The 21,006-nt window shown below is 36.4% G+C and carries 16 protein-coding genes; 15 read left to right on the top strand and 1 reads right to left on the bottom strand.

Going from position 1 to position 21,006, the window contains the following annotated elements; translation table 11 throughout:
• The first annotated feature begins 33 nt into the window (after window positions 1–33).
• Window positions 34–1,359 carry an anthranilate synthase component I family protein gene (locus tag CSW08_RS03760; protein WP_106658565.1) on the top strand — a complete coding sequence of 442 codons (1,326 nt, stop codon included), beginning with the start codon at window positions 34–36 and terminating at the stop codon, window positions 1,357–1,359.
• Here CSW08_RS03760 and CSW08_RS03755 read toward each other — a convergent pair.
• Window positions 1,347–2,039 (bottom strand): hypothetical protein, encoded by a 693-nt coding sequence (locus CSW08_RS03755; RefSeq protein ID WP_106658564.1) that lies wholly within the window; start codon window positions 2,037–2,039, stop codon window positions 1,347–1,349. The two genes, CSW08_RS03760 and CSW08_RS03755, sit on opposite strands and share 13 nt — an antisense overlap.
• A 122-nt stretch (window positions 2,040–2,161) precedes the next feature.
• Between CSW08_RS03755 and tilS the strand changes: the two genes are divergently transcribed.
• From tilS to CSW08_RS03685, 14 genes are all read left to right on the top strand, one after another.
• Window positions 2,162–3,472 carry a tRNA lysidine(34) synthetase TilS gene (gene tilS, locus CSW08_RS03750; protein ID WP_106658563.1) on the top strand — a complete coding sequence of 437 codons (1,311 nt, stop codon included), beginning with the start codon at window positions 2,162–2,164 and terminating at the stop codon, window positions 3,470–3,472.
• A 38-nt stretch (window positions 3,473–3,510) separates the two neighbouring features.
• Window positions 3,511–5,145 carry an adenine deaminase gene (ade, locus tag CSW08_RS03745; RefSeq protein ID WP_106658702.1) on the top strand — a complete coding sequence of 545 codons (1,635 nt, stop codon included), beginning with the start codon at window positions 3,511–3,513 and terminating at the stop codon, window positions 5,143–5,145.
• A gap of 141 nt (window positions 5,146–5,286) precedes the next feature.
• The gene (locus CSW08_RS03740; protein ID WP_106658562.1) at window positions 5,287–6,240 is read left to right on the top strand and encodes a YheT family hydrolase; all 954 of its coding nucleotides are present in this window, start codon (window positions 5,287–5,289) and stop codon (window positions 6,238–6,240) included.
• Window positions 6,241–6,349: 109 nt separating this feature from the next.
• Window positions 6,350–6,805 carry a (2Fe-2S)-binding protein gene (locus CSW08_RS03735; protein WP_106658561.1) on the top strand — a complete coding sequence of 152 codons (456 nt, stop codon included), beginning with the start codon at window positions 6,350–6,352 and terminating at the stop codon, window positions 6,803–6,805.
• Between the two features lie 18 nt (window positions 6,806–6,823).
• Entirely contained in the window at window positions 6,824–8,974 is a 2,151-nt protein-coding gene (locus tag CSW08_RS03730) for a xanthine dehydrogenase family protein molybdopterin-binding subunit (RefSeq protein ID WP_106658560.1), read from the top strand.
• Window positions 8,975–9,032: 58 nt separating this feature from the next.
• Complete coding sequence (locus CSW08_RS03725) at window positions 9,033–10,052, top strand: XdhC family protein (protein ID WP_106658559.1); 1,020 nt, start codon at window positions 9,033–9,035, stop codon at window positions 10,050–10,052.
• Between the two features lie 7 nt (window positions 10,053–10,059).
• Window positions 10,060–10,677, top strand: a complete 618-nt coding sequence (locus tag CSW08_RS03720; RefSeq protein WP_106658558.1) for a nucleotidyltransferase family protein — start codon at window positions 10,060–10,062, stop codon at window positions 10,675–10,677.
• Window positions 10,678–10,679: 2 nt separating this feature from the next.
• Window positions 10,680–12,983: an FdhF/YdeP family oxidoreductase gene (locus CSW08_RS03715; protein WP_106658557.1), complete on the top strand. Its 2,304-nt coding sequence runs from the start codon at window positions 10,680–10,682 to the stop codon at window positions 12,981–12,983.
• 148 nt (window positions 12,984–13,131) lie between these two features.
• A complete protein-coding gene (gene nirB, locus CSW08_RS03710; protein WP_106658556.1) occupies window positions 13,132–15,648 on the top strand; it encodes a nitrite reductase large subunit NirB in 2,517 nt (838 codons plus the stop codon).
• A 139-nt stretch (window positions 15,649–15,787) separates the two neighbouring features.
• On the top strand, window positions 15,788–16,165 hold the full coding sequence (nirD, locus tag CSW08_RS03705) for a nitrite reductase small subunit NirD (protein ID WP_106658555.1): 378 nt from the start codon (window positions 15,788–15,790) through the stop codon (window positions 16,163–16,165).
• Between the two features lie 11 nt (window positions 16,166–16,176).
• A complete protein-coding gene (locus CSW08_RS03700) occupies window positions 16,177–16,761 on the top strand; it encodes a DUF4202 domain-containing protein (RefSeq protein ID WP_106658554.1) in 585 nt (194 codons plus the stop codon).
• A 13-nt stretch (window positions 16,762–16,774) separates the two neighbouring features.
• The gene (locus tag CSW08_RS03695; RefSeq protein ID WP_106658553.1) at window positions 16,775–18,610 is read left to right on the top strand and encodes a PAS domain-containing sensor histidine kinase; all 1,836 of its coding nucleotides are present in this window, start codon (window positions 16,775–16,777) and stop codon (window positions 18,608–18,610) included.
• A 46-nt stretch (window positions 18,611–18,656) separates the two neighbouring features.
• On the top strand, window positions 18,657–19,322 hold the full coding sequence (locus CSW08_RS03690) for a response regulator transcription factor (RefSeq protein ID WP_106658552.1): 666 nt from the start codon (window positions 18,657–18,659) through the stop codon (window positions 19,320–19,322).
• Between the two features lie 178 nt (window positions 19,323–19,500).
• Entirely contained in the window at window positions 19,501–20,934 is a 1,434-nt protein-coding gene (locus CSW08_RS03685) for an MFS transporter (protein ID WP_106658551.1), read from the top strand.
• Window positions 20,935–21,006: the final 72 nt, after the last annotated feature.

The raw sequence follows: 21,006 nt of genomic DNA, 5'->3' as shown, positions 1-21,006 counted from the left end.
ATTCTAACTAACTTTGTTACATAAATTTTTTGATTGAGAACCTCGTACACCCATACCATTACAGACCCCGAAGATTTTAAGCATAAATTGTTGTTATGGAGCCAACAATTTGATGATGTGGTTTGGTTGGATTCCAATAATTACGCACAAACCTATTCCAATTTTGATGCTGTGTTGGCGGTGGATGCCTTTACTAGCATTCAAACGGATGTTCATCATGGTTTTGAAAAATTAAAAGACTATCAATCCATCACAAAAGATTGGATTTTCGGATATTTAACCTACGATTTAAAGAACGATGTCGAAGATTTGAGTTCCCATAATTTTGACGGTTTACAGTTTCCCGACCTTTATTTTTTTCAACCCAAAAAATTGTTTTTATTTAAGGGCAGTCAAGTTGAAATACTCTATTTAAATGCCGTTTCAGATGAATTAGAATTCGATTTAAAAGCTATCGAACAATTAAACAATTCCACGATTAAACAACTCAACACCTCAACGACTCAACAACTCCACAATAATATAAAAATCAAGTTAAGAATCCACAAAGATTCCTATTTCGAAAAAGTACAAAGTTTACTAGCACACATCCACAGAGGTGATATCTACGAAGCCAATTTTTGCCAAGAGTTTTATGCAGAAGATACAAGTATCAATCCGTTGGAAACCTATTTAAAACTCAATGCCATTTCCAAACCGCCATTCGCCACTTTTTTAAAATGCAATGATAAGTATGTATTGTCCGCCTCACCCGAACGGTATTTAAAAAAAGAAGGACAACATGTGGTGTCTCAACCCATAAAAGGGACGGCAAAACGTTCCAGTAATTTGGAGGAAGATGAGCAATTAAAGTCGGAATTAGCAGCAAGCGATAAAGAGCGCAGTGAAAACACTATGATTGTCGATTTAATCCGTAACGATTTATCTAAAACCGCCATCAAAGGGAGTGTGAAAGTTGAAGAATTATGCCAAGTCTATACGTTTAAACAAGTGCATCAAATGATTTCCACAGTCACCTCGGAAGTGGAGTTAAACACGCATGCGGTGGATATTATTAAAAGCACATTTCCTATGGGAAGTATGACTGGCGCACCCAAGATTTCGGCAATGAAAATTATTGAGGCTATGGAAGAAACCAAACGCGGACTTTATTCTGGAGCCGTTGGTTATTTTACGCCAATGGGAGATTTCGATTTCAATGTGGTGATTCGCAGTATTCTGTACAATGAAACCAAGCGTTATGTATCTTATTCCGTGGGTGGTGCCATTACATCTAAAAGCGACCCCTTGAAGGAATACGAGGAGTGTTTGGTTAAAGCCAAAGCCATGCGAGAGGTTTTGGAGGGTTATTCGATATGATTTTTAAATTTCTTGATGATTTCATCAAAAATAAGTTCTACACGACTTGATTCTATGTTTTTAACTTTCGAAATATCTTCAAAACTCAGCTTTCCAAAAATATATAAATCCACAATATTCGACACATTTAAAGGCAGCCAAGTATAAAGACTTCCTAGAGCTTTTTGTGAGTTATTGGCAGAAACATGTTCCATGTCGAAAGCATTTAAAATAGAACTGTTATTATCGTCATATAAAAAGATATGATTGTGTTTATCGGGTTGATGATACGATATATCGTTTAATTCTTCGCCCATAATGAAATCCCAGTCATCATCAATGGTGTATTGTTCATCCAAGCCATCCAATTCTTCTTCCAAAATAGAGTTGGTACTTATCGTGTTTTTATGAAACGCTTCTTTTTTAAAAAGGGTGTCTAAATCTTTATCAACAATCTTAAAAAGTTTCAACTTAATGGCATGTATACCGCAGTCAATATCATAGCCATTTTCATAAAACGTGGCAATGCTTTCATCAATAATACCATTTGAAGTAAACATATTTTTAGGAAGTACGCCCGTAGATTCGGCAATATAAAGCCTGTGTTTTACATAAGGATGCAATTGTTGGCTTGCGGAAAGCACTTTTTTGTTGAAAGCTATCTGTGTTTTTCTGTCGATTATTTTTTCAAAAGAGCTCATAACGTCATGTATTAAAATTTACTCATAAAAGATACTGAATTTTAGATTCAAAAACTATGATTTGTATGATTTTAAGATAAAATGCCACTCTTTTTAAAAAGGCAATATTGTATATTTGAAGGATGTTACACAAGTTTCAAAGCCATATAAATACGAAGTTTCCTTTTTTTAAGGATAAAAGGCTGCTCATTGCCATTTCGGGCGGTATGGATAGCGTGGTGCTAACCTATTTATGCCATGAATTACAATTAAACATCGCTTTGGCACATTGTAATTTTAACCTAAGAGGCAAGGAAAGCGATGCCGACGAGGACTTTGTTTTGCAATTGGCAGAGGATTTGGATTTAGAAGTTTTTGTGGAAAGTTTTGATACGAATCAGTATGCTAAAGATTATAAACGTTCCATACAAATGGCAGCAAGGGAATTGCGCTATAATTGGTTTTTAGAACTTGGCGACCAACTGGGATTCGATTATATTTTAACGGCCCACCACGCTGATGATAATTTAGAAACGTTTTTGATCAATTTTACGCGAGGCACGGGTTTGGAAGGCTTAACAGGAATTCCTGAAATTAATGGAAAATTTGTGAGGCCACTTTTGCCATTTTCAAGAGAGGATCTGGAAACGTTTGCCAAAGAAAAACACATTGAATGGCGAGATGATAGTAGTAATGCATCAACAAAATATTTACGGAATAAATTGCGTCACGATGTGATTCCTATTTTAAAGGAAATCAATCCTAATATATTACGGAATTTTGAGACGACGCAGTTAAACTTGAAAGATTCGCAGGATATTGTAGCGGACAGTATTGATGCATTTTTAAAAAAAGCTTCCCATATTTCTAAAGGAAGTCATGCTCAATTTAAAATTTCAGAATTCAAAAGGAAGCATAATCCCAAAGCGTATTTGTTTGAGGTTTTTAAGGATTTCGGATTTACGGAATGGAACGATGTATTGAATTTATTGGATGCCCAATCTGGAAAACAAGTGTTTTCAGAACAGTGGCGACTGATTAAAGATCGGGATTATTTATTGTTGAGTGACATTCAAACAAAAACATATGAAAAAATAAGCATTTTAAAAACTGATAAAAATGTGGAAGCACCTTTTGGAACCTTGGTTTTTAATGATGTTGATACGGTTTCCGAAAGTCCAAAACACACCATTTATGTTGATAGAGATAAACTTCATTTCCCATTAACGTTACGAACATGGGAAGAAGGCGATGTGTTTTTTCCGTTAGGCATGTCGGGTAAAAAGAAACTCAGTAAATATTTTAAGGACGAGAAATTGTCGTTGTTGGATAAAGAAAATACTTGGTTATTGTGTTTTGGAGATGATATTGTTTGGGTTATTGGAAAGCGAGCGGATGACCGTTTTAAAGTCACTGAAAATACAAAACAAATTCTAAAGATTGAATTAAAATAGTTCTCTCCTTTGGAGAGATGTCCGAAGGACAGAGAGGCATGAAACTACAAGGCAATATCGTTGACATACAAAACAAACGTATTTTTAAAGGTGAGATAACCTTTGAAAACGGCAAGATCATTTCCGTTAGTGAAAAGAATCATAACGTAAATCATTATATACTTCCCGGGTTTGTTGATGCCCATATCCATATAGAAAGTTCCATGTTGGTGCCTAGCGAATTCGCTAAGTTAGCAGTTACGCATGGCACGGTCGCCACGGTATCCGATCCACATGAAATTGCCAATGTTTTGGGTGTGGAAGGCGTCCACTTTATGATAGAAAACGGTAAACAAGTCCCTTTTAAATTCAATTTTGGTGCGCCATCCTGTGTGCCTGCCACTACTTTTGAATCTGCTGGTGCTATTATAGATTCCGAAGCCATTAAAACGCTTCTTGAAAATCCAGACATCAAGTATTTAACCGAGATGATGAATTATCCAGGCGTGTTATTTGATGATGAAGAGGTTATAAAAAAAATAGCTTGGGCAAAGCATTACAATAGACCCATTGATGGGCATGCGCCAGGATTAACAGGAGATAACCTCACAAAATATATTAATGCAGGCATTTCAACCGACCATGAATCTTTTACGTATGAAGAAGCCTTAGAAAAACTTCAAAAAGGCATGAAGGTATTGATTCGCGAAGGCAGTGCCGCCAAAAATTTTGAAGCCTTAATTGATTTGCTTCCAGAACATTTTGAAAACATGATGTTTTGTAGTGATGATAAACATCCGGACGACTTGATGGTCAACCACATCAATGCGTTATGTGCCAGAGCAGTTGCTAAAGGGATGGATGTTTTTAAAGTGCTTCAAGTGGCTTGCGTCAATCCTGTAAAACATTATAAATTGGATGTAGGTTTATTGCAGGAAGGCAATTTAGCTGACTTTATTGTGGTTGAAGATTTGATGAATTTTAAAACAATTCAAACCTATATTGACGGCGAATTGGTTTTTGATAAAGGTAAAACTTTAATAAAATCCGTGCCATTTGAACATCCCAATAATTTCAAAACGACTAAAAAACATGTGTCTGATTTTAAAGTGGAATCGTCAGAAAAAAAAATAAGGGTTATTGAAGCGTTGGAAGGACAATTGGTAACGAATGAACTTATTGAAAATTCAACCATTGAAAACGGAAATTTAATTTCGAATACCCAAACGGATATCTTAAAAATAGCCGTTGTTAACAGGTATAACGATAAAAAACCTGCCATTGCTTTTATAAAGAATTTCGGATTGAAAACAGGAGCCATCGCGTCTTCGGTCGCCCATGATTCACATAATATTATTGCAGTCGGCGTTTCAGATGAAGCCATTTGTAAAGCGGTAAATTTAATTATCGAACATCAAGGAGGGATATGTGTGGTTTTGGATACTGATAGCCATCGGTACAAGGAAAAAATCCTTCCACTCCCAGTCGCTGGTATCATGAGTGATAGAGATGGAAATACAGTCGGAATGGCATATGCTGAGTTGGACAAGATAGCTAAACAATTAGGTTCAACCCTTAATGCGCCTTATATGACCTTATCTTTTATGGCATTATTGGTGATTCCGTCATTAAAATTAAGTGACAAAGGCCTTTTTAACGGAAATGATTTTAAATTTGTGACGTTGGAGATGTAAGATGTTAGACAAAAGATAATAGACGTAAGATAAAAGAATATAGACCGAAGACGGAAGACCCATTACCTAATACCCAAAACCCAACATCCATAAGCCAAAACCCTAGATCCAACAACCACAAACCACAAACCATCAACCAACATGCCTATAATAGACTCAACGTACAAACCACTATTTTTTTTTAAGAACGGCTTTATTGCTACGGTGTATTCTGGGTTATTCAGAAAAGTGACCGGTTTAAAACAAGAGCGTGAACGTCTTTTGTTAAGTGATGGCGATTTTATGGATTTGGATTGGAGTTTTTCCAAAGAAAAAGCAGACAAAATTATTTTATGTTTTCACGGATTGGAAGGTCACGGACAACGGCCGTATGTCACTGGTGTAGCCAAACTTTTTAATGATAATGGCATGGATGCTATTTGTGTGAATTTTAGGGGATGTAGTGGTGAAGACAATTTAAAATATAGAACGTATCATTCGGGTTCTACTGAAGATTTAGAAGAAATTATTGAACATGTTTTGGCGTCTAATAAATATACCGAGATTTATTTATATGGCGTGAGTTTGGGCGCTAACCTCATATTAAAATATTTAGGGGAACGAGAATTTGTACCCAATGAAATAAAATCGGCCATCGCCATTTCTGTGCCAGCCGATTTAAATGGTTCTTGCGCAGAATTACATAAATTAAAAAACCGACCATTTGCAAATCGTTTTCTAAATCATTTAAAAAGAAAGTTGCTTAGTAAAATGAATAATTATCCAGAAGATTTATCGGTGGAAGCGTATTGCTCCATTCTGTCCTTACGAGATTTTGATAATGTTTACACATCCAAAGCACACGGTTTTGCAGATGCCGCCGACTACTATGCTAAATGCAGTTGCAAACAATTTCTTCCCAGCATTAAAACGCCAACGTTGATTATTAATGCTTTGAATGATTCTTTTTTATCTCCGGAATGTTATCCGATTAAAGAAGCCAAAAATAATCCGAATTTATATTTGGAAATGCCACAGTATGGTGGGCATGTGGGGTTTATTGGTAAAAAGAATATCTATTACAATGAACGTCGAGCACTTGAGTTTGTTTCTTAAAAAAAAGTTAAAACCTCAAATTTAGTTTCCTTTTTTGTATTTTTAGAGAGTATGACATACTTCTTTTTAGGGTCATTCATCTTTTAAAAACTTAAAAAAACCAACAAAAATGCCAACGTATAACTTAAATGTCAACAAGAAAAATCATACTGTAGAGGCAGATGAAAACATGCCTTTATTATGGGTTTTAAGAGATCTTTTGGATTTGGTGGGAACCAAATTTGGATGTGGAATTGGACAGTGTGGTGCTTGCACCATTCATCTTGACGGTGCTGCCTCAAGAAGTTGTTTGATGCCGGTATCATCCGTCGGAGATGCTAAAATCACCACCATTGAAGGACTTTCCGAAGATAATAGCCATCCTGTTCAAAAGGCATGGAAAGAGGTTGATGTTCCACAATGTGGCTATTGTCAAGCTGGACAAATCATGACGGCTTCTGCGTTTTTAGAGGAAAATTCTAGTCCGACCAAAGAAGAAGTAAGGTCTGCCATGCATGGAAATATTTGCAGATGCAGTGCCTACAATCGTATTGAGGAAGCCGTGAATCTTGCCGCTAAAATGTAAACCAACTAATACCTAACCATGGAAACAACTAATAAGATATCATTTAATAGAAGGTCATTTATAAAAACCATTGGTTTATCTACTGGCGGTTTAATGATAGGTTTTACCTTGTTTGAGGCTTGTAAGCCTGATAGCAATGTGATGATTGACCTAGAAACCCTAAATTATAAAGACTTTAATGCCTTTATAAAAATTGCAGAAAATGGTATGGTGACCATTTATTCGCCAAATCCAGAAATTGGTCAAGGGGTTAAAACATCCATGCCCATGTTGATAGCTGAAGAATTGGATGTGCCTTGGGAACATGTTTTAGTAAAGCAAGCAGATTTAGATACAAAAAATTTCCAAAGACAAGTAGCAGGGGGTAGCCAATCTATTCGTGCTTCTTGGATGCCGCTAAGACAAACAGGCGCAACTGCACGACAAATACTTATCAATGCCGCTGCCATAAAATGGGGCGTTAATCCTTCAGAATGTTATACAGAAGAAGGTATTATAAAAAATTCCAGGGGAGAAAAACTAAGCTATGGTGCTGTTGTTTCAGAAGCAGCGCTGTTGGAAGTTCCAGAAAATGTTAAATTGAAAGACCCTAAGGATTTCAAAATTATAGGAAAAGATATTAAAAATGTGGATATCGATAAAATTATATCGGGCAAGCCATTATTCGGATTGGATTATAAAACGGAAGGCATGGTTTATGCCGTTACGTTAAGACCTCCAGCGTTTGGTCAAAAACTGGTTAGTTTTGATGATACTGAAGCTAGAAACGTTAATGGTGTAACAGACGTATTTCAGTTTGGGGATAAAGTGGCTGTTTTGGCAACTAATACCTGGGCGGCGATGAATGGAAAAAAAGCATTAATAGCAGAATGGAGTTCCGATGAAAAACTGATGAGCACCGAAGACCATGATATGGAACTCACCAAATTATTGGATTCTGAAAGTCTAAAAGAAGTGCGATCTGATGGTAATATAGATAGAGTAAAAAATACGGCGGATAAGGTGATTGAATACACCTATGAAGCACCCTTTTTACCACATAGCTGTATGGAGCCGATGAACTTTTTTGCACATGTAACCGATACCAATGTGGAGTTGGTCGGTCCCATTCAAACACCCGAAGGCACTGCCAGACAAGTAGCTGGAATGCTGAAAAGGGACGTAGAGCAGGTGCATTTATCCTTAACCAGGATCGGAGGCGGTTTTGGTAGAAGATTAATAGGTGACTATGTCGTAGAAGCTGCTGAAATATCCAATATATCAAAAAAACCTGTAAAATTGGTTTACACAAGGGAAGATGATATGGCAGGAGGGTTTTACAGACCCATAGTAAAATATAAAATAAGTGCAGCAATCAAGAACTCTAAGCTTGTTGGTTATCATTTAAAAGAAACCGCTGTGGGCAGTAGTATTAATAGGTCGAGAGCAAGTTATTTTCCGGCTGGGTGTGTAGAAAATTATAAAGTAGAAGCAGCCCAATTACCTAGTGAAATCACTACCGGGCCTTGGCGTGCGCCTGTTTGTAATTTTTTAGCAACGGCAGAACAGACTTTTATTGATGAACTTGCAGAAGAATTGAACCAAGATCCAGTTGCGTTACGATTGGAGTTATTGGAAAAAGGCAAGAAAAATAAAGCTGATTTGGAATGGTCTCCAGAACGTATGATAGGTGTCATTAAATTGGCTGCCGAGAAATCCAATTGGGGGAATGCTAAGGAAGGTGTTTATCAAGGATTTAGTGCTTATTATAGTCACAATTCGCATGTTGCTGAGGTAGCCGAAGTTGTTTTAAGGGATGGTAAACCCGTAGTCACTAAAGTATTTTGTGCTGTTGATTGTGGTGTTGTAGTTAATCCATTAGGTGCAAAAAATCAAATAGAAGGTGGTATTATTGATGGTATCGGACATGCCATGTATGGTGAAATGAGATTCCTAAAAGGAAAGCCACAATCTTTAAATTATGATAGTTATCGTTTGATAAGAATGATGGAAACACCTGTTGTTGAAACGTATTTTGTTGATAGTAATGAAGATCCAACTGGTTTAGGAGAACCGTCATTACCTCCGGTGGGTGCTGCAATTGCCAATGCCATTAAAGCCGCTACGGGCCAACGTTACAGAATTCAACCCTATCTTAAATATATGGAACAGGTTAGTGAAATCGTTTAGTCGTTTGTTACAAAGCACTTCGACTCAACAACTAAACAACTAAACAAAAACCAGTAATATGACCCATGAATTTAAGGATATTGTCCAGCAAGGACTAGAGGCCAAACAACGCGGATTGAAATCGGTTTTGGCATCTGTTGTGGCATTGGATGGTTCATCGTATCGCAGGCCAGGTGTACGAATGCTGATTCTTGAAAACAACAGTATGGTTGGCGCCGTTAGCGGTGGATGTGTCGAAAAGGAAATCCTATTGCAATCTCAAACTGTTTTTAAAACGGGACAGGCTAAAATAATGACCTATGATGGCAGGTACCGATTGGGTTGTGAAGGTGTTCTATACATTTTATTGGAATTGTTTCAACCAGATGAAGCTTTTGAAACGGCTTTTTCAGAATGTATTAAAGAAAGACACGCCTTTGAAATCCATTCTTATTTTACTAAAAATGAAGGAAGTGTATTTGGCTTAGGTTCCTTTGTAAAATTAAAGAGCACAACATTCAGTTTAGGAAATCATTCCAAAACACAAAGCGAGAAGCTTTCTGTATTCAAACAAACCCTACCAGCTTGTTCCAAATTGGTTATTGTTGGTGCGGAACATGATGCCGTGCAACTTTGTAAATATGCCGCTTTAACAGGTTGGGAAGTCACTATCATTGCTGGAGCTAAAGACGCTAAAACCATTGAAAATTTTCCTGGGGCATCAGAATTTCATGCCATTTCTCCGGAAGCGATTGATATAAGTTTAATCGATAACCAAACAGCCATCGTTTTAATGACGCATAGTTTTGCCAATGATTTACGTTTTTTGGTAGCATTAAAAGATACGAATCCGAACTACATTGGTATCTTGGGGCCCACCAGAAGACGAGAAGATTTATTGGCACAATTTATTGAGTATTGTCCTGATGTTGAAGACGTTTTTTTAGAACGGATTCACGGGCCTGCTGGGATTGATATCGGTTCAGAAACACCACAAGAAATTGCCATTTCCATTATGGCTGAAATGTTGGCGGTTACTAGAAAAAGAGAGACCATCTCATTGAGCAAAAAATTAGGAAAAATCCATTCAAATTCATAGTTTTTTAATGATTGCATCACAATCAAACATCGCCATCGTTATATTAGCTGCTGGCGCTTCCAAACGTATGGGTAAGCCAAAGCAATTATTAAAATGGGGAGAAGGCACTTTAATTAGCCACGCTGTAAAAACCGCTTCAAAAGTAAATCCTAAAGACCTTATTGTCGTTTTTGGAGCTCATTTTGAATTGATTAAAAATGAGATTGAAACTTCTAAAGTTACCATATTAAATAACCAAAGTTGGGAAAAGGGGTTAGGTACATCCATTGCTTTTGCTATAGACTTTCTTCAAAATTCAAAATCAAACATCGATGGCGTCCTAATAACTTTGTGCGATCAACCTTTAATCACTACGGATTTTTTAAAATCACTAGTTTCAAAATTTCAACCTAATAAAAAGCAAATCATAGCCACTTCTTATGGCAATGGAAAACATGGGGTTCCGGCACTTTTCGATAAAATTTATTTTGAAGACTTGTTAATACTAAGTGACGACCAAGGCGCTAAGAACATTTTAATAAAATATAAGGCTCAAGTTGTAAGCGTATTGCCACCCGAAAAAAATATTGATTTGGATACAACGGAAGATTACACTAATTTGTATCAATCAAATTTTAAAAAATAACTATGGGTTCTTCCGCCGAAAAGAAAGCGCAAACACCAGAAACATTTTCAAGTTTAAATATTAAAAAGACATCAAAAAAAAGTGTAGGTTTTGATGCTGTGAAATCTTCTATAGGTCATGTTTTAAAATATACAAAGCCATTAGATGCTATAAAAGTAGCACTTAAAATGAATCAAAAAGGGGGTTTTGATTGTCCAGGTTGTGCTTGGCCAGATCCAGATGATGAGCGTTCTTCCCTAGGTGAATTCTGCGAAAATGGTATTAAAGCCATGACAGAAGAAATGCAAAACAAACTCATCAATCGGGAGTTTTTTGTAACCCATTCGGTAGATGAACTTGCTACATTTTCGGATTTTGAAATCGGTAAATCAGGAAGACTTTCAGAGCCTATGTATTTAGCTGAAGGGGCTACCCATTACCAACCCATTTCGTGGGAAGACGCTTTTAACAAAGTGGCAACACATTTAAATGCTTTGGAAAATCCGGATGAAGCCGTGTTTTACACGTCTGGAAGAACCACCAATGAAGCTGCTTTTTTGTATCAGTTATTTGTGCGTGAATTTGGAACGTCTAATTTGCCAGATTGCTCCAATATGTGTCACGAAGCCAGTGGCAGCGCATTGTCCGAAACCTTAGGAATAGGGAAGGGTTCTGTCACTTTAGACGATTTATATAAAGCGGAATTGGTGATGGTCATCGGACAAAATCCAGGAACCAACCATCCTCGTATGTTGACTGCGTTAGAAAAATGTAAAAATAATGGCGGTAAAATAATAACAGTCAATCCTTTGCCCGAAGTTGGTTTGATAAGCTTTACCAATCCGCAAAGTCCGATTAAATTACTTACTGGCGGCACTAAATTAACCGATGTTTTTGTGCCCATTACCATCAATGGTGATGTTGCTTTTTTCAAGGCATTGTTGATTAGATTATTAGAAAAAGAAGAGCGTGATGGAGGTGTGTTTGATTTGGATTTTATCAAAGACCATACACATGGTTTTGAGGCTTTTATTTCCGATTTAAAAACCTATGATTTTGACGAATGCTTACAGGCGGCGGGAATTTCTAAAGAGATTTTTAATGACGCTTTCGAATTAATTTTAAATAAAAATAAGATTATTATCTGTTGGGCAATGGGGCTGACACAGCATCAAAACGCCGTGGATAATATTCGGGAATTGGTTAATTTATTATTGCTGAAAGGGAGTATTGGAAAGGAAGGCGCAGGAACCTGTCCGGTTCGTGGACATTCCAACGTGCAAGGCGATAGAACGGTTGGCATTTGGGAATCCGCTCCGCAAGCTTTTCTAGATAAGATTGAAAATAAATACGGATTTAAACCAAAATCAGAACACGGCTATTCGGTCATTGATGCCATAAAAGCCATGAATGAAGGTAAAGTCAAAGTCTTTTTCGGCATGGGAGGTAATTTTATTTCGGCCGTACCAGATACAACATATTCAGCTACAGGTATGGCTAAATGTGATTTAACGGTTCATGTCAGTACTAAATTAAACCGTTCTCATTTGGTAACAGGAAAGGAGGCGCTTATTTTGCCATGTTTGGGTCGTACGGAAAAAGATTATCAAAAAACAGGCGTTCAAGTGCAAAGCGTCGAAAATTCCATGGGCGTGGTGTCTTCTACTAAAGGGATTTTAGAACCATGTTCATCTGATTTAATGAGTGAAGTAGCCGTAGTTTGTGGCATTGCCCATGCGACTTTAAAAGATAGAACCAAAATTAAATGGCTTGATTATAAAGATGATTATAATTTGGTACGTAATGATATCCAAGAGGTTATAGAAGGATTTGAAGATTATAACAATAGACTTAAAAAACCTTCGGGATTCTATTTGCCAAATGGCGCTAGGGAACGACATTTTAAAACGAACACAGGAAAAGCCAATTTCTCCATCAATAAACTTCCGGAATGGACATTGAAAGATGATGAACTGATTATGATGACCATACGCAGTCATGATCAATTTAACACCACTATTTACGGATTAAATGATAGATATAGAGGTGTTTTTAACGAACGGCGAATCATTTTTATGAATCGAGATGATATGAAACTCAGGAATTTAAAAGACCAACAAGTGGTTCACTTGCAATCTAAATTTAATGGTGTTATAAGACAAGCCCATTCGTTTAAAGTCGTTGGTTACGATATTCCTAAAAATTGTTGTGCTACGTATTTTCCAGAAACCAATGTGTTAGTACCCCTTGATAGTTTTGCACATACCGCTAAAACGCCCGCTTCAAAAAGTGTGGTTATTAGAGTCATTGCGGATAAAGCTAATTAGTATTTACTCATTCAATTTTTATTTATACATCAATGAAAGCCTTTTCTATTTGAGAAATCAGCAATAATAATGTATTTGCATAAATTTTTAAAACTACGTATATAAAATTAAGTAATAATACTTATATTTGTATTTTAAATACGTAGTCATGAGAAAAATTATAGTTGTAGGCAATGGTATGGTAGGGTATAAATTCTGTGAGAAGTTTGTATCGAAATCCAATATGGAGCACTTTAAAATAACGGTGTTTGGAGACGAGCCCAGGCCAGCGTATGATAGGGTTCACTTAAGTGAATTCTTTGAAAATAGAGATGCTAAAGCTCTAGAAATGGCGCCTCGGTCTTGGTATGAAGAACACGGCATTGAATTGATTACTAGCGAACGTGTCACAGATATACACAGAGCTTCAAAGAAAATAACTACAACTAAAGATTTACATTATAAATACGACTACTTAGTTTTAGCTACGGGATCATCTCCCTTTGTGCCTAATATACCGGGCGTGGAAAAGAAAGGGGTTTTTGTGTATAGAACCATTGAAGATTTAGAAAGCATGTTGGCTTATGCAGATAAAATTAAAGCCAAAAGAAAAGAAACCATTAAGGCAGCTGTGTTGGGTGGTGGGCTTTTAGGATTGGAAGCAGCCAAAGCGGTTAAAGATATGGGGTTTGAGCCCCATGTGGTTGAGTTCGCCTCTAAGTTAATGCCTAGGCAATTGGATACCAGAGGCAGTAAAGTGCTTCAAGAAAAGATAGAATCATTGGGTATTCATGTGCATTTATCCAAAGCTACCAATAAAATTTTAGGAAAAGATACCATAACAGGGATGGAATTTGGCGAATATGATAAGCTGGATGTGGACATGTTAGTTATTTCCGCAGGGATAAGACCTCGTGATGAACTGGGAAAAACGTGCGACTTGAAAATGGGAACTAGGGGCGGTATTCTTGTGAATAACAAAATGCAAACATCCGATCCCGAAATTTATGCCATTGGTGAAGTGGCTCTGCTAAATAATATGATTTACGGTTTAGTGGCTCCAGGTTATGATATGGCTGAAGTTGCCATCAATCAAATATTGGGGATTAAAGAAATAATGATGCCTGAAGATATCGATATGTCAACCAAATTAAAGTTAATAGGCGTCGATGTTGCTAGTTATGGCGAGCCTTATATGCCCATAGAAAAGGGATATTCCATCATTTATGAAAATAAAACCAAAAATTTATATAAGCGTATTAACATCAGTCATGATGGTAAAAAGTTATTGGGCGGTATTTTAATTGGAGATGCATCCGATTATAATATGTTCCATCAAATATATTTGAACAGTTTACCAATCCCTGATGATGCCGAAGAATTAATTATAGGATCTCGAGGAGAAGGTGGTTCGTCTTTTGGAAGTGTTATGGATATTCCAGATATAGCTCAAGTATGTTCTTGCGAAAGTATCACCAAAGGTGCTATTTGTAGTTCCATCACAGAGGGTGGATGTAATAATTTATCGGATGTTATTACCAAAACCAAAGCAACTACAGGTTGTGGCGGTTGTAAACCTATGGTGGTAGATTTGGTAAACGAAACTTTGAAATCCCTTGGTAAAGAAGTTAAAGAAACCATTTGTGAGCATTTTAGTTTCAACAGACAAGAGTTGTATGATTTGGTTAAAATCAACCGCGTAGCGGATTATGAAGAGGCTCTTAATTTGTTTGGTGAAGGTCATGGCTGTGAAGTTTGTAAACCTGCTTTAGCTTCCATATTTGCGACCATTACCATGGAAACCCCTAATAAACAACACGCAATTCAAGATACAAACGATCGCTTTTTGGCGAATATTCAAAGAAATGGAACGTATTCGGTAGTTCCTCGTGTTGCTGGTGGAGAAATTACACCAGACAAGTTGATAGTTCTTGGTCAGGTTGCTAAAAAATATGATTTGTATACTAAAATTACTGGTGGACAAAGGATTGATTTATTTGGAGCGCAATTACATGAATTACCTCTAATTTGGAAAGAATTAATTGATGCCGGTTTTGAAAGTGGTCATGCCTATGGAAAATCGCTTAGAACTGTAAAAAGCTGTGTGGGTTCTACTTGGTGCCGCTACGGTATGCACGAAAGTGTGACGTTTGCCATTGAAATTGAAAACCGATATAAAGGTTTGCGTTCTCCACACAAATTAAAAGGCGGTGTGTCAGGCTGTATTCGTGAATGTGCAGAAGCTAGAGGAAAAGATTTTGGATTGATAGCTGTAGACGGTGGTTGGAATCTTTATGTCTGTGGTAATGGAGGTGCTACACCAAAGCATGCCATTCTTTTTGCAGAACACTTGGATGATGCCACCGCTATTAAATATTTGGACAGGTTTTTAATGTACTATATCCGTACGGCTGGACCGTTGGTAAGAACAGCGCCTTGGCTAGAAAAATTGGATGGCGGGATTGAATATTTAAAGAAAGTGGTTATTGAAGATTCTCTAGGAATTGCAGAGGAACTTGATAGGGAAATGCAAAGCCTTGTTAATAAATATGAGTGTGAATGGAAACAAGCTATAGAAGACCCTAATATAGCAAAACGCTTTAAGCACTTTGTAAACTCGGATGATACGGATGATAACTTGGTGTTTGTGCCGATGAGGGAGATGAAAATGCCAAAAGCTTGGTAAATGTTTAATCGTTTAATTGTTGAAATGTTTAATTGTTACTATCGATTACACGATTACACAATTAAACGATTGCACAAATAACCAACACACAACGAATAAACATCAAAGCTAAAATAAAGAATTGAATAAAATAATAGATATGCAAGATATATTAAGTCAATATCAATCGGTTTCAGGAGAAAGTGTGAAAAATTGGTTTCATGTAGGTCACGAGTCCGATTTCCCAGAAAATAGCGGTGCCTGTATAAAATATAAAACCAAGCAAATTGCCGTTTATAATTTTACCAGACTGTCCAAATGGTACGCATGCCAAAACCTGTGTCCACATAAAATGGAAATGGTATTAGCTTTTGGGATGATAGGCGATAAAGAAGGGATTCCTAAAGTCGCTTGTCCCATGCATAAAAAGAATTTTTCGTTGGAAGATGGTTCAAATCTTGGTGGCGATGACTTAAAAATTGCGGTATATCCTGTTAAAATTGAAGATGGAAATGTGTATATTGGCTTTTCAGATTAACACAAAACATTATGAAGCCAACACGATTTGAGAGTGCCATTATTTTAATAGATAATAAAAATTCAGAAGATATAAATACCTATCAAGTATATGGTTTAGAGATTTCTAAGGAATTATTGTATTCCCAACGGATGTCCCAAAAATTATTGCAGTTTGAACCTCAAGCTTCAGAAGAATTACAGATAGCCGCACGGGCACAGCATATTGGTAGATGGAAAATAGCAAGGGACGAATACCCCATGGATAGAGTGGGTTATTTAAAATGGCGGGAAACATTAAAGAAAATGCATGCTGCAATGGCCACGGATATTTTAAAAGAAGTAGATTATGATGCAGAATTTATTGATAGAGTGTCCTTTTTAATCAACAAAAAGCTCATTAAAAAAGATGATGGAAGCCAAACCTTGGAAGATGTGATTTGTTTGGTGTTTTTAGAATATTATTTTGAAGAATTTGCAGAGAAACATGAAGACGACAAAGTGATTGATATCCTTCAAAAAACCTGGGTAAAGATGTCCGATAAAGGTCATGATGCCGCATTAAAAATTAGTTTTTCAGAAAAAAGTTTGTCTTTAATAAAGCGAGCAATAGCATAAAATATAATAGTAAATGACTAAAAAAGGTATTTCCTCCTTAGACCAACATACTTTTGAGCGATTAAGTCGTTTGTACATTATTGCCTTAAGTGCCATTGCGCTCTCGGTAATCATTAGTCAGATTCTTGTACGAAAACATCTTCGCGATCAAGAAAGTGATTCTTCAATTATAAATGTTGCTGGTAGGCAACGTATGTTGAGTCAGAAATTAACAAAAGAAATCGTTTCTATGTCTACTGAAAACGATTTAGAAAAAAGAATCGCATTAAAAAATAATCTAAAAGAAACCTTGGCACTTTGGGAGCTTTCCCATAATGGGCTTCAAATGGGAAATGATAGTTTAGGTTTGCCAGGAGCAAATAGTGCTGTTATTTCAAAAATGTTCCATGAATTAAACCCAAAATTCGATGCTATTAGAGACGCCTCTAAGGCCATTATTGAAAAAATAGAGAACATTCCGTCGCTTCCTATAGACATGTTTACAAATGAAATAACTACGGTAAAGCAAACAGAAGGTGGCTTTTTAGCCATCATGGACGATATTGTAAATCAATATGATTTTGAAGCGGATGGAAAAGTAACTTGGCTACGAAAACTGGAACTATTTATCATGTTTATTACATTGGCGCTTTTATTGGCGGAGTTTCTGTTTATTTTTTGGCCAACAGCAAAAACAGTAAAACAAAGTCTTGCAGAATTGATTGAAGCCGAAAAGAAAGCTAAAAAAATGGCCTATGATGCCGATTTGCTAAGTACAGCCAAAGAAAAATCCATTAAAGAATTACGGGCATTAAGTCAGGCCATGGATGATACCTTGTTATTCGCTCGCATCACATCCAACGGTGTTATTGTACATATGGGGAATAAATTTTCAAGATTATTTAAATTCAATAATTTTAGTGCCAATGCGAATTTTTGTGATGTTTTGTCAATTGTTGAAAGTGAGCGATTGGCTATTGAAAGTTTAATTAAAAGCCATAAAAAAACGGGGTGGCAAGGAGAGGTCAAGGCTACCACGAAAGATAACCAACCGGTTTGGTTGGAAATGGCCATTATTCCTTTTAACCCAACGGATGATAAAACCGAATTGTTGATTATTGCTTCAGAAATAACAAAACGTAAAGAAGGGCAAATGGAAATTGAGCGTTTAACAAAAGAAAGTTTTGAAGAACGTATGAATCAACAAAAAGTCATTTCCAGTAAGATTATAGAAAACCAAGAAAAAGAACAAAACCGCATCGCAAAAGATGTACACGATGGTATTGGGCAAATGCTAACGGGGTTAAAGTTTAATTTGGAAAGTATCGATATATCGGACATTAACAAAACAGCTAAAAAAATTGAGCATTTAAAGGAGTTGACCTCTAACATCATAAAAGGTGTTAGAACAGCCACTTTTAATTTAACACCACCAGAATTGGCCGATCACGGTATTGTTCCTGCACTGACCAAACTTACAACCGAGTTGACTAAATTAACAGGAAAAAACATTGTACTTTACAATAAGACCGATTTTACCCAAAGACTCGATTCCCTTGCAGAAATAAACATCTATAGAATTACCCAAGAGGCTATTAATAATGCCATAAAATATGCCGATTCTACACACATATTAGTATCCATTTCCAATAGTGATGAGATACTTAGCATCGTGATTGATGATAATGGTAAGGGTTTTGACCCCAATAAAATTAAGAACGTTAAAAATGGGGATGGAGGTATGGGCATGACATTTATGAGAGAGCGTATTAAGTATATTAACGGACGTTTATTTCTTAATTCAGATTTGAAGAAAGGCACGCGCGTAACGTTAAACATACCGTTGCAGGAATTAAGTATAACTACGTAAATTTTCACTAAATTTGCTATAATTATTTTTATAAAAAGTTAAAAAAATGGATATTATCAATGTCGTTTTAGCAGATGACCATGTTCTTGTTAGAGATGGCATAAAAGCACTTTTAGAGGATCAGCAAGGCATTAAAGTTATTGACGAGGCTTCCAACGGAAAAGAAGCCATAGAAGTTATTACTAAAAACAAACCACACATACTGATTGTAGATATAAGAATGCCAGAACTTAATGGTATTGAGGTGGTTAGAATTATTAATAGCAATAACAAGTACAAGGATGTAAGGACACTTGTGCTTTCCATGCATGATTCCGAAGAATATGTCATTCAGGCCATTCAAGCTGGGGCGGATGGGTATTTATTAAAAGGCGCCAGTAAGGATGAGTTCTTAAAGGCATTGCATACGGTAGCCGCTGGTGGCAAATATTTCACAGGTGATGTGTCTTCAATCATCATGAATAATTTTGTTAATGGCGGTATAAAAAATACGCCAAAAAAAGAAGTTGTTGAAGATCCATTTAATCTTACCAAAAGGGAAAAGCAAATTTTGAATTTGGTGCTTCAGTTAAAAAATAATAAAGATATTGCTGAAGAACTAAATATCAGCAGACGTACGGCAGAGGTACACCGTTTCAATTTAATGAAGAAATTGGATGTAAAAAATATTATGGAACTAAATCATAAAGCCAATGAATTTCAACTTGTATAGTTCAGCTCGCTAAATCTTCATTATAATGTAAAAAAATCAACAATTACTCTCATAATATTGTAATATTCTCAGAAACGTATTTTATTATTGATAATCCAACATTTATTAAAAAATACGTATTTTTGATGTCTAAAATTAAGTAATTATACTTACTTTTGTAAGTATAAAACAATTTGACATGAAAAATTCTAAATCCGCAAAAGCAACTAAATTAGAGCTTTTTAATTTTAAAAGTATCCCAACACAAACATTCTGGATTACCTCTATATCATTCTTCATGTGCTTTTTTGCATGGTTTGGTATTGTGCCATTTATGCCAGATGTGGTTAAAGATTTGGGGTTAACGCCAGATCAAAAATGGAATTCTGTTATTTTTGGTGTCGCAGGCACTGTATTCGCTAGATTATTAGTTGGTAAATTATGTGATAAATACGGACCAAGGTTGTGTTATACGTGGCTTTTAGTTTTAGGCGCCATTCCTGTGGTTTTATGTGGTTTGTCACAAACACCTTTCCAGTTTTTGGTTTGTAGACTTTTTATAGGCTTTATTGGGGCATCTTTTGTTATAACCCAAGTACATACATCGTTAATGTTTGCACCTAATATTGTCGGGACTGCCAATGCAACCTCGGCTGGATGGGGAAATTTAGGAGGAGGTGCCAACCGCTTAGGCATGCCCTTAATAGCGGCCATGGTTATTGGCTTTGGTGTTGCCGAAGCGGAAGCTTGGAGGTATTCCATGATTATTGCAGGTCTTATTTGTTTTTTAATGGGGATAGTTTACTTCTTTTTTACCCAAGATACACCAGAAGGAAATTTTAAGGAATTAAGAGCGTCTGGGACTATGATAACCACTAAAAAAGACCAAATACGATTTATGAAAGTGATAAAAGATTATAGAATTTGGATTCTGTTTTTGGTATACGCTGCTTGTTTTGGAATTGAACTTACAGTGTATGGAACTATGGATGATTATCTTCAAAATACATTTCAATTGGAGCGTATTACGGCGGGTAACATCGTGCTATCGTTTGCCTTGATGAATATTTTTGCAAGAACTTTAGGAGGACATTTTGGAGATAAATTTGGTAAGCTAAAAGGCTTGCGTGGTAGAGTGTTATTTTTATCTTGTATACTCGCCGTTCAAGGGATTATGTTGATCACGTTTTCTGGAATTACAAGTATGGTGTTAGGGATTTTATTCTTAATTTTATTTAGTTTATCAGTTCAAATGGCAGAAGGCGCCACATTTTCGGTCGTGCCATTCATTAATAAAAAGGCCGTAGGATCAGTTTCTGGAATTGTCGGGGCTGGCGGTAATGTTGGAGCTTTTTTAGCGGCCCTATTACTTAAATATAAATCGGCCATTGCGGAAAAAGAGGCTATTGCTTCCAGTGAAGGGTTAGCTGCAGATGCCGTAAGCGCAGCACAAGCTTCAGCATCATCTGCAGCGGTTTCAAGTGGTTATTTTTTAATTGGATGCTTGGTAGTCATTACCGCCATTTTAGCTTTAGCCATTCGTTTTTCCATGAAAGAAGAAGAGGTGTCTGCTGAAAGTGCCGATATATCCTTAGAAAAACTCATCCCAATAAAAATCGAAAATGAGTCCTAATAATAATCAAATTACAAGTTTTTTTTGTTTGTTTTTGAAGTATTCAGAATAATGTAGGTTATTTTTGTATAG

This window comes from Confluentibacter flavum (assembly GCF_002843175.1).
GTDB lineage: Bacteria > Bacteroidota > Bacteroidia > Flavobacteriales > Flavobacteriaceae > Confluentibacter > Confluentibacter flavum.
Note: the sequence above shows the minus strand (reverse complement) of the source record. Positions and strands in the feature narration are given on the sequence as shown.